Source organism: Streptomyces sp. NPDC059851 (assembly GCF_042732005.1).
In the GTDB taxonomy this organism is placed as follows: domain Bacteria; phylum Actinomycetota; class Actinomycetes; order Streptomycetales; family Streptomycetaceae; genus Streptomyces.
In genome coordinates, this window is the sequence record NZ_JBHWJJ010000077.1 from 25,547 (window position 1) to 36,552 (window position 11,006).

The following is an 11,006-nucleotide window of genomic DNA, read 5'->3' on the forward strand; positions in this document are numbered from 1 at the left end:
GGGAGCTGACATGCCCGCCTGGAGTGCCTGGAGTGCCCGGAACATCCCCGACCAGAGCGGCCGCACCGCCGTCGTCACCGGCGCCAACAGCGGCATCGGCTACGCGGCCGCCCGGGAACTCGCACGGCGCGGGGCCGAAGTGGTCCTGGCCTGCCGCAGTGCGGCGCGCGGCCACGCCGCCGCCATCCGGCTGCGTTCCGAAGTTCCCGGCGCGGAAGTGGAGTTCGCCCACCTGGACCTGGCCGACCTGGGCTCCGTACGGGAGTTCGCGGAAGGCTACGCACGCCGCCGGCCCGCCCTCGACCTCCTCGTGAACAACGCGGGCGTGATGGCCCTCCCGTACGGGAGGACCGCGGACGGCTTCGAAACCCAGTTCGGCGTCAACCACCTCGGCCACTTCGCCCTCACCGGACTGCTCCTGCCGCGGCTGCTCGACGCGGCACCCGGGGCCCGGATCGTGAACGTCTCCAGCGGCCTCCACGTCCTCGGCGACATCGACCACGACGACCTGGGCAGCGAGCGCCACTACCGGCGCTGGATCGCGTACGGCCGCTCCAAGACCGCCAACCTGCTCTTCACCCACGAGCTGGCCCGGCGCCTCGCGGCCGCGGGCTCCACCATCGTGGCCGCCAGCGCCCACCCCGGGTACGCCGCCACCAACCTGCACGCGGGCGCCTCACGGCAGGGCGCGGAAGGCAACCGGGCCGTGTCCCGCCTGATGGAACTGGGCAACGCCGTCATCGCCCAGCCCGCCGCGGCCGGAGCACTCCCGACGCTGTACGCGGCCACCGCACCCGACGTCCGGCCCGACGCGTTCTTCGGGCCGCGACTCGGCTGGCGCGGGGCGCCGGTCCGCTCCTGGCGGGCGAAGTGGACCCTGGACGACGATTCCGCCCGACGCCTGTGGACCGCCTCCGAGGAGCTCACCTCCGTCGAGTACGCGTCACTGCCACGCGGCTGAACCCGGCCGCGCGGCGGGTCGGGCTCAGGCGGCTCGGTCCACCTCGTCCGGCCCGGCCCAGTCGAAGGGGATGTACTTGCTGGACTGCCCGGGCCGGCTCCACTCGAAGCCGAAGGCCTCGACCCGGTTGGCCGTCGCCCGACCCCAGGTCACGACCTGCCCCGGCCCCGTCTCGCAGCCCGGCAGGTTCGTCGACTGCACCCGCGCGCCCTCGGGGGTGGTCGGTCCGGTCAGCGCTTCGCCGCGGGCCTCGACCCGGCCCGGAACGGTCGCCCACCAGCTGCTGAGGTCCTCGGCGACCTCCATCCCGATGGGGGCGAAGTCCATGCCCCGCATTTCGGCGCCGAGCGTCTCCCCCAGCCGTGCGGGCCAGCCACCGGCCCGCCCGCTGAAGATCATCTGCAGTGCCCGGCGCTGTGCGTCGTCGGCGCGCTCGTCGAAGAAGACCGCGGCGTACGCGTTGGAGTGCTGGGCCCACACATTGCCGACGACGGAGCCGAGCATCAGCACGTTGAGGCCGTCCAGGGGCACGTCCCCGTACCGCCCCTCCCGGATGTGCCAGGCGAGGACGCCGTCGCAGGCGCCGTACGTCGGTAGCTCGGCGAACGTGCACGGACAGGGCACATGGCACCTGCACGTGTCGAACCAGTCGCCCGCCACGTGCCACTTGGGGACCGTCACCCTCTCCGCGGACATCCCGCCGCCTCCTCGTGACCGTGAGCACAGCTCCCCACCCCAATTCTCCCCCTCCACCCGGAGCCGGGCCATCCGGGCGGCGGGCAGCGGCGCGGTACCGCGCGCCGGGGCGGGGCACCGCGCGCCAGGCCGGGGCACCGCGCGCCGGGGCGGGGGCCTGTGCTGTCCTGGAGGTGTGCGTCGCCTCGACCGCAATGCCCTCGCCCCACCCCTCAGACCGGCGAACCTCCTGCCGGCCCGGCAGCTGGCGTTCGCCTGGTCCCTGATGCTCCTGCTGGCGCTGCTCGCCTGGCTCCTGGTGCTGGACCAGGCCCGGGGCGCGGGGGTCGAGCCGGGCACCATGGGCATGGACCTGCCGCTGTTCCTGCTCCTCTGGGTGATCATGATGATCGCCATGATGTTCCCGTCCGTGGCGCCCGTGGCCGTTACCTGGGCCCGGTCCATCGGCCGCGGGTCGGCCGGCGCGGCCCGCGCGGCGCGGCTGACGCAGTTCGTCTGCGCCTACCTGCTGGCCTGGACCGCCTTCGGCCTCCTGACGTACGGGATCCTCGCGCTGACCGGCGCCGCGGTCCAGCAGCACCCGGACACCGGGCGCTGGATCGGCGCCGGTGCGTTCCTGCTGGCCGGGCTCCAGCAGCTCGGTCCGCTGAAGGACGTCTGCCTGCGGCACTGCCGCAGTCCCATGGCGCAACTCGTGCGGTACGCCAGCTTCCGCCCCTGGGCGCGGGACCTGCGGGTGGGCCTCCACCACGGCCTGTACTGCGTCGGCTGCTGCTGGGGCCTGATGATCGTACTGATCCCGCTCGGCGTCATGAACGTCCTGGCGATGGCCGCCCTCTCCCTCGTGATCTTCGTGGAGAAACTGTGGCGGCTCGGCCCGCCGTTCTCCCTCGCCGTCGGCGCCGCCTTCCTCGCCCTCGCCGTCCTGGCCCCCTTCCACCCCTGGCTCCTACCGGGCCTCGAACCCCCGCAGCAGCCGATGCCGGACACGGAGCACATGGACATGCTGGCGACCGCCACCGCCGGTCCACGACTCGGCTGAACCGCCCCGTGAGCCGTCCGTGAGTCCGTCCGCCCCCGGGGTGCGCCCGGGCGCCCCGGACCGGCGATGAACCGCGGTGGGCCGGACCGGGACACTCGGAGCCATGGACGACGACGATCCGGACAACCACCCACCGCTCCGGCTCCGTGCCCGCCCCGGCGCTCCGACGGGCCGCCGCCGGGCAGGGCCGCCGCCGCGACGGGCCGCCGGGCAGGTACGCCGCCGGGCAGGACGCGGCCGCGCCGTCCCACTGTCGCCGTCCCCCGCCCCTGCCCAACACCTCTGCGGAACCGGCTCCCACGACGGCCCCACCCCGCCGGAGCCGAAGGGGCACTCCGAAGCCCCCGGGCCCCAAGGGCAACTCCGAAGCCCTTGGGTGCTGGGAGCCCCCTGGGGACCCGGAGTACCGCGTATCGCCCCTGGCCACACGACGCCTCCACAAGCGGAGCCCACCCCCTGCCGCTCTGACGGGGCCGCTTCTGGTTCTGGTCCCCCCGAGCCCCCCGACCCCCGAGTCGGGTACTCCACCCGGCTAGCACCCCGGCTACCCACCCGCCTTAGCGGCGGTCAGGCAGACCGGGCCTGAGGACTTGCCCGGAAGGTACGCGGTGCGTTCTTGCGCGTCCAGGTCGCGGTTGACGGCATGGCAGACCTTCTGGATCGCTTCGGAAGGTGCGGGGAGGCTGACATGCCACAGGCGGACGGTCTTGTCCCCGCTGCCCGAGGCGAGGGTGCGGCCGTCGGGGCTGAACGCCACTGAAGTCACCTCCTCGGCATGCTGCCCGAACAGGGTGACGTGGTTCTTGCCGGTGCCGGCGTCCCACAGTCCCGTGGTCCCGTCGAAGTCGGCGGTGGCGAGGGTGCGGCCGTCGGGGCTGAACGCCACGGACGCCGCCTGGCTGGTCCGACCGGCCAGGATGGTTCGGGTCTCCCCGGTGGAGGCGTCCAGCAAGCGCACGCTGTAGTCGCCGATGGCGGTGGCGAGGGTGCGGCCGTCGGGGCTGAACGCCACGCTGTGCACGGTGTCGGAGGTACGGCCGGTGAAGCGGGCCTTGCCGGTGGTGGCGTCCCACAGCCGTACGCGCTCATCCGCGCTTCCGCTGGCGAGCGTACGTCCGTCGGGGCTGAACGCCACGGCTCCCACGTAGCCGGTGTGTCCGGAAAGAGTGGCGCGCGGCCGGCCGGTGGCGATGTTCCACATTCTCACCGTGCCGTCCACGCCGCCGGTGGCGAGGGTGCGTCCGTCAGGGCTGAACGCCACGGAGACCAGTTGAGAGGGGTCCCTCAGGGTGATGCGGGTCTTGCCGGTGGTGACGTCCCACAACCGTACGGTGGTGTCCGCACTGGAGGTGGCGAGTGTGCGGCCGTCGGGGCTGAACGCCACCTTGAGTACCTGGTCGGTATGCCCGGTCAAGACGGGCCGGGTGTTGCCCGAGGTGACGTCCCACAGGCGTACTGTCTTGTCCGCGCCCGCGCTGGCGAGGGTACGGCCGTCGGGACTGAACGCCACGCCGTGCACCAAGCCGGTGTGCCCGACCAGGGGCCTGTCACCGCGAGGGGCGACGTCCCACAGGCGTGTGGTCGTGTCGTGGCTCGCGCTGGCGACGGTGCGGCCGTCGGGGCTGAACGCCACCGACTCCACCGTGTCCGTATGCCCGATCAGGGTTCCCCTGATCGCCCCGGTGACGACGTCCCACAGCCGCAGGAGGCGGTTGGTGCCGCCGATGGCCAGGGTGCGGCCGTCGGGGCTGAACGCCACCGCCTGCACCGAGCCGGTGGCCACCTCCAGGGAGGTGCGCGTCTTTCCGGTGGCGGCATCCCACACCTTCACGGTGCCGTCGGCGCTGCCGGTGGCGAGCGCGTGGCCGTCGGGGCTGAACGCGATGGTGAAGACCCCGTCGGTGTGCCCGGTCAGAGTGGTGCGGGGTGTGCCCGTTCCGGTGTCCCACGTTCGTCCTGTGTTGTCCGCGCCGACGGTGGCGAGGGTGCGTCCGTCGGGACTGAACGCCACGGAGAACACGGTTGAGCCGTGCCCGGTCAACGAGGTGCGGATATCGCCGGTGGCGGTGTCCCACAGCTGTGCTGTGCCGTCGCCACTTCCGGTGGCGAGGGTGCGGCCGTCGGGGCTGAACGCCACGGAGAACACGCCACCGGTACTCGCAGGCAGTGTGGCGCGGGCCTCTCCCGTGGCGGTGTCCCACAACCGCGCGCCGTCTGCGCTTGCGGTGGCGAGGGTGCGGCCGTCCGGGCTGAACGCCACCGAGGCCACCTCGGCAGGTTGCCCGGTGAGGGTGGTGCGGGTCGTGCCGGCGGTGGTGTCCCACAGCCGTGCGGTGCCGTCGGCGCTGCCGGTGGCCAGGGTGCGGCCGTCGGGGCTGAAGGCCACCGAGTTCACCGTGTCGGTGTGCCCCGGCAGGCGCCGATATGCCGGGAGGGAGGCGTTGGTCCTCAGACTTGAGAGGGCCTCGGGCGTGTGGCCGGTGCGGTACGCCTGAACGGCCAGCAGCGAGGAGAGGTCGGGGCTCACGTCGAGAAGCGTGCGGGACTGCGTGGCGAGCTGCCGCGACAGCGCCGCCTGCCGTTCGCCGACCGCCGTGCGCCACTGCAGCACCGCGATTCCGGCGGCGATCAGCGCGAGCCCCAGCAGCGTGGCCAGGACGGTGATGACATGCCTGCGCCGCCGAGCGAGGGCCTGCTGGCGTTTTCGGCTGGCGGAGAGAAAGGCCGCGATGTCCTCGGGCAGACCACGCTCCCGTGACGGACCGAAGCTTTCCGCGAGGGCCGTCCCCGCGAGCAGGTCGCCCGGGTCCTGCTTTACGGCCCAGCGGCGCTGCCGTTCACGGGTGCGGTTGAGCCACTGCTGGAACTCGTAGTCCTCCTCGACCCACTTCTGCAGCGCACCCCAGTCGCGGATGAGCGCGTCATGGATGAGTTCGGCCACCGGCTCGCCCGGCGGGGCATGGGGCCGGTCCGGGTCGCGGAGCGTCTGCGTGGTGATGAGGCGATGGCCGGTGAGAGCGGCGATGACCGCGTCGAAGTCACCCCCGGCTGCACCGTCAGGGGTGGCCGCCAGTTCGCGCAGTTCGTCGAGGGGTACCTGTGCGCGGACGGCGGGGGTACGGGGGCTTTGGGGTTGGACCAGGGAGGTGAGGACGCGCTTCGCGATGCGCTGCCGGGCTGGGGGCAACTCGTTGAGGGCGCTGTCGCACCACGTCGTCAGGCTGCCGCTGACCGCTCCGATCCGCCGGTACGCCTCGTGGGTGAGGTAGCCGTCGTGTCGCCGCAGCCACAGCTGTTTGAGCGTCATCTCGAGCAGGGGCAGTACGGTGACCGGTGCCTGGTGGGCGGCTGCTGGTTCCGAGCTGCTCGCCAGGACGTCGCTGATGATCTGCTCGGGCAGCCCCGGCTGGAAGCGCAGCTGCACCTTCTCGGCGGGCAGCACGATGATGTCGCTCAGGTCCCGCCGGCTCAGCGTGCCCGGCACGTTGAGGAGTCCGGGCGTGGCTGCCTCCAGCAACCGGGGGGCCAGTGCGGCCAGTTGGGGATAGAAGTCGTCGCGCATGATCATGATCACGCTGAGCTCGGCGGGTGCCTCGGCGACCTGGGTGATGTCGTCGATGACGCCGAGGGATTCCTGCAGCCGGCCGTCGGCGCTCTGAAGCAGCAGCTCTTCGAACTGATCGACGACCAGCAGAACCCGATGGCAGTCGGGCTCGCTCCGCAACCGTCGTTCAGCCGCCGCCATGATCCCGTCACGCCGGGCCCCGGGCAGGCCGGCCCGCTCGAACTCCGCCGGCAGGTCCTGCCGAGGCCGGGCCAGCACCGGCAGCCACCGGTCGCTCCCCGGTACCTCCCCCCGCGCCAACGCCGGCAGGACCCCGGCCTGGATCAGCGACGACTTGCCCGACCCGGACGGCCCGAGCAGCAGCGTCAGCCGCCGCTGGCGGCCGAGGCCGGCCAGGACCTGGTGCACCGCCTCCTCCCGCCCCTGGAACCAGTCGGCGTGCTCCGCGGTGAACGGCTCCAGCCCCCGGTAAGGGCACACGTCCTGCGCGGCCAGCTCCGGCATGATCTCCCGCAGGACCTGCGACGGCGCGGCGTAGGCGATGTCGTGCCCCCGGCCGAGCGCGTCGGGCGCCGTGATCTCGGTGAGCATGCCGATGACCAGGCCGGTCACCTCGTCGAAGACGGGCCCGCCGCTGAACCCGGTGGTGAGGCCGTTGGCCTTGGTCAGCTGAAGACGCGCCCCGGTACGCCCCGAGGACGGCAGCAGATCGCCCACCTCACCGAAGCCCAAGTGCCCCTTGCGCGGTGCCTGGGTCGGAAAGCCGAACGAGCGGAAGGGATGGCCGCGGCAACCCTCCGCGGAGCCCAGGGGCAGCACCGCCGGGCCCACCGGCGTACCGCTCAGCCGGACGAACGCGACGTCCTCGTCATCTGGCGCGCGCCAACGTTCGGGGAGTACCTCCCCCTCCAGCCCGTCCGAACCGGCCGCACGGGGGAAGGCCAGCAGCACCCGGCCCCCGGGTTCGCTCCCGGCGGCCAGGACGACGTGCGCACACGTGACGAGCAAGTCCTCGGTCACCAGGAAACCCGCCCCGGCCGCGCTCCCGTCCGGCCCGAGGATCTGCGCCACCGCAGTGGGCAGCTGCGACGGAGTCCCCTGGTCCGCCCGTCGGCCGGCGCTAGCCATGGCCGCTCCGCCAGGACATCGCCACCTGCAGATGGCAGGTGGCGCTGCCCTTGGTGATCACCGCGCCGGCCTCGACCGCGAGGTCCACCCCGAACTCGATCGTGATCTCGTCGGGGCGCGCCTGGCGCAACTGGTCGAGGGCTGACTGTGCCGCCCGGGTGATCGGTTCCAGAGCCTCCTGGAAAGTGCCGGGGACCTCGTGAACGAGATCCCCGGCCCGCCCGGCCTTCACCGGTCCGACGGGGCCGGCCGCCCCCTCCACCAGCACGCAGCCCCCGCCGTCCAACCGGATCTGGGTCAGAGGTGTCACGAAGCCTCCTCCGCTTTGCTCGCGAGCGCTCACCAGGGGTCCGCGGCCAGCATCCGGCACTTCTGCCCGTGCCGCACACGGAGTGGGCCGTACGAAGGAGGCGTCGCGCCCTGCGGGCACAGCCCGCCGGCCGCAGCGCACTGTCGCCGTCCGTCCGGCTTCGGAATCGGCCGCCGGGCGGGGTTGCCCCCGGCATGCGGCGATGGGGTCCTCGGAGGGCTTGGGCGACGGCGAGGCGGACGAGTCGCGGATGTCGTCGGGTTCGGGCTGGAAGGCGGCGCTCCGGCAGTGGCAAGGGTCCTGTACCCCATGCCCGGACCGACCGCCCCGAGGCGGCGCCCCGCACGCCGACGACGTACTTCCTCAGGCCGCTACGACGAGCGCGGACACGTCTTCCGGGGAGCTGCGACTGCCGCAGCCCTCGCCATCTGGCTCCGAACAATAGGTTCGAGATCCAGTACGTGACTGGCACGTCGTGCCCCTCGGGCCATTGGGCGATCAGCCAGACCGGAGGGCTCGTGCCGTCGGCGGTGGTTCGGGCCCTTCGGCCGGCGAGGCGGACGCGCAGGAACACGAAGTGCGAGCTCAGCGCGGCCCTGGAGCCCTTGCGTCAGGTCAGGGTCCGTCCCCGGTCCCGGCCCGCGGCCATCCGTGCTCGCGTAAGGAGACCGGGCGGGTGCGGTAACGCGGCAGCGGACGCGGCCCGAGCCCACCGCATGCGGGCTGGTGGGGTTCCGCGTCCTGCCCGTGGGCGGTCATCTCGGCTTTCGCCTGGAGGCAGCGAACTCCGAACACCAACCGTGACAAGAGCAGCCAACAAAGCACTACTAGCCGCCCGGCAAGGTCCCGCGGTGGCTTCGCGGACCGGCGTGGAGCGGATGCGTCCCGCGGGCGGAGACGGGACCCGCCGGACGAGCCGGCGGTAACCGCTGGCCGACCTGCGCCGCGCGGACGGACGAGTCACGTAGCGGGTGGGTCAGTGGGCCGCCGGGGCCCGGGCGGGCGCCGGGCCCTGGGCCGGCGGGGGTGCGGCCTGTCGGCGGCCCGGGTTCGCCGGACCCGTGGTGGCCCGGTCGTACAGCGCGCGGATGCCGTCGCCGAACCGGCTGCTGTACGAGGTCCTCTCGTCCCCGCCCCCGTCCCGGCCGCCGATCACCCCGATCAGGGTGTGCCCGTCGGTCAGCACCGGACCACCGCTCGTGCCGTTGGGTACGTCCGCGCAATCCAGCCGCAGCTGCGTGGGCCCCTCGGCACGGGCGGTGTTGAAGCACTCCAGCGGCTGCTCGGCGGTGTTCGGGTAGCCCATCAGCCGTGCCGGAGCGGGCAGTTCGACATCGAACCGCAGCGTCTCCGCCCCCGTGACGTCCTCCAGCTCCTCGCCCGGCCGCCCCGGCCGCCGCAGCCTCAGGAAGGCCACGTCGTAGTCGGGATCCTGGTCCTCGGTCCACCGCGGGTCCACGTCGATGCGGGTGGGCACCCACACCCCGTACGGGGCCTGCCCGTCCCGGTAGCCGGGTACGAACGCGAGGTTGGTACGGAAGCCGAGGGCGGCCCGGTACACGCAATGCGCTGCGGTGGCGACCAGGTCCCCGGCCGGGGAGTGGACCACGACGCCCGAGCAGTGGTGGTCGGGGTCCCCGTCGCCTCCGGGGGAGAACAGCGCCCCGACCGTCGGCTCACTGGCAGCGGCCCGCGCCACCAGCGGATCGGAGGGCCGCCACCCGGCGGCCCGCCAGTTCGCCCCGCGCCGCGGCGCGGCCTGCCGGGCGCGCAGCCCCGGATCGGCCTCGGTCTCCCGGACGATCCCGTCCAGTACGGCCGACGCCGTGCGGTCGGCGCTCTCCGGGTCCTGCAGGTACGTGCCGCGGGCCCGGTCGCCCGCCGCCGAGTTCGCCACGATGCCGCGCAGCTGCCACGCGTACGCGGCGACACCCGCCAGTACCGCGCAGCACGCGACGACGAGCAGCCGGCGGCCCCAGCCCCGCCTGCCGCCCCGCCTGCGCCCTGTGGTGAACATGTGGACCCCCGCCCGGCTACCTGCCCCGATTCCCGATTCCCGCCTCCTGTTCGACGGGGCGGGCCGCAGCGGGAGTTCCGCTTCCGCGTGTGGCCGTCCTCACAGCCGACCCGCCCCACCCGGGCCGTCTGCCGGCCAACTCGCCATGGGCAGCGCCGCGCCGGCGGGAGCCGCGCCCACCTGCCGCACGCGGGATCGACCGGCGTCAGCGTGCTTGCACGGCGCGACACGCCGAGCACGGGCCGCCGTCCCCTTCCCTGCGCGGAAGCCCGCCGGCAGCGCGGCGAGGGACTGCCCGTGCGGGTGACGAGCCCGCCGCGTACGACATCTCGGGCGACCCGCCGACGCCCCGGCAGTACGCGCCGCGCCCTACCGGACGGCCGCCGGCCGGCAAGCCCAACCGTTTCCGCAGCCGAACGCGGTCGTTGACCACCGCGCGGACTGCGGCGAGGCGCCCCGTCCTCCCACGCACATCAACAGATCAGCAGATCACCGGGTCAGAAGCACACCGGGCAACAAGCACACCAGGCACAACAGGCAACAAGCACAGCAGGCAACAAGCACAGCAGGACGCAAGGGCAGAGGGACAGAGGGCATGGACAGGACCGCCGGCACGGTGAAGACGGTGCCGATCACCCCGGAGGTGTACGCGTACCTCCTCGACCAGACCGAGCAGCCGTCGCCCGTCCAGCAGCGGCTGGCCACCCGCACGCGCGAGCTCGGCGACATCGCGGTCATGCAGGTCCCGCACGAGCAGGCCCGCTTCCTCACCCTCCTCGCCCGGATCACCGGCGCCCGGCGCGTCGTCGAGGTCGGCACCTTCACCGGCTACTCCACCCTCGCCCTCGCCGAGGGCCTGGCCCCCGGAGGACGCGTGGTGACCTGCGACATTTCTGAGGAGTGGACGACGATCGCCCGGGAGGCCTGGCAGGCGGCCGGCCTCGCCGACCGCATCGACCTGCGACTCGCACCGGCCGCGGACACCCTCGGTGCCCTCCCGTACGAGGAGGAGATCGACCTGGCCTTCCTGGACGCCGACAAGGGCGGCTACCGCACCTACTGGGACGAGCTCGTGCCCCGGCTCCGGCCCGGCGGGCTGCTCCTCGCCGACAACACCCTGTACGGCGGCAACGCGGCCCGCGCCGACGCCACCGGAAACGCCCTGGCGATCCGGGAGTTCAACGCGCACGTACGCGCCGACGCCCGGGTCGAGTCCGTCCTCCTCCCCATCGCGGACGGCCTCACCCTCGCCCGTAAACGCTGAGGCGGGCTGGCCCGCCGGCCCGC

General features: G+C 73.3%; 7 protein-coding genes. 3 read left to right on the forward strand and 4 right to left on the reverse strand.

Annotated elements, in window-relative coordinates; genetic code table 11:
- Positions 1-10: 10 nt before the first annotated feature.
- Positions 11-961, forward strand: a complete 951-nt coding sequence (locus ACFV7Q_RS24130) for an oxidoreductase (protein ID WP_385431356.1) — start codon at positions 11-13, stop codon at positions 959-961.
- Between the two features lie 24 nt (positions 962-985).
- Here the strand turns inward: ACFV7Q_RS24130 and ACFV7Q_RS24135 are convergent, their stop codons facing one another.
- Positions 986-1,657 (reverse strand): DUF1326 domain-containing protein, encoded by a 672-nt coding sequence (locus tag ACFV7Q_RS24135; RefSeq protein ID WP_385431357.1) that lies wholly within the window; start codon positions 1,655-1,657, stop codon positions 986-988.
- A 175-nt stretch (positions 1,658-1,832) separates the two neighbouring features.
- Between ACFV7Q_RS24135 and ACFV7Q_RS24140 the strand changes: the two genes are divergently transcribed.
- Entirely contained in the window at positions 1,833-2,699 is an 867-nt protein-coding gene (locus tag ACFV7Q_RS24140) for a DUF2182 domain-containing protein (RefSeq protein ID WP_385431358.1), read from the forward strand.
- Positions 2,700-3,243: 544 nt separating this feature from the next.
- Here ACFV7Q_RS24140 and ACFV7Q_RS24145 read toward each other — a convergent pair.
- The 3 genes from ACFV7Q_RS24145 to ACFV7Q_RS24155 form a co-directional block, all read right to left on the reverse strand.
- Entirely contained in the window at positions 3,244-7,392 is a 4,149-nt protein-coding gene (locus tag ACFV7Q_RS24145) for a trypsin-like peptidase domain-containing protein (RefSeq protein ID WP_385431359.1), read from the reverse strand.
- Positions 7,385-7,702 (reverse strand): CU044_2847 family protein, encoded by a 318-nt coding sequence (locus tag ACFV7Q_RS24150; protein WP_385431360.1) that lies wholly within the window; start codon positions 7,700-7,702, stop codon positions 7,385-7,387. The genes ACFV7Q_RS24145 and ACFV7Q_RS24150 overlap by 8 nt, the downstream gene beginning before the upstream one ends.
- Positions 7,703-8,678: 976 nt before the next feature.
- The gene (locus ACFV7Q_RS24155) at positions 8,679-9,719 is read right to left on the reverse strand and encodes a trypsin-like serine peptidase (protein ID WP_385431361.1); all 1,041 of its coding nucleotides are present in this window, start codon (positions 9,717-9,719) and stop codon (positions 8,679-8,681) included.
- A 595-nt stretch (positions 9,720-10,314) separates the two neighbouring features.
- Between ACFV7Q_RS24155 and ACFV7Q_RS24160 the strand changes: the two genes are divergently transcribed.
- Entirely contained in the window at positions 10,315-10,983 is a 669-nt protein-coding gene (locus ACFV7Q_RS24160) for an O-methyltransferase (RefSeq protein ID WP_385431362.1), read from the forward strand.
- The last annotated feature ends 23 nt before the right edge of the window (positions 10,984-11,006 follow it).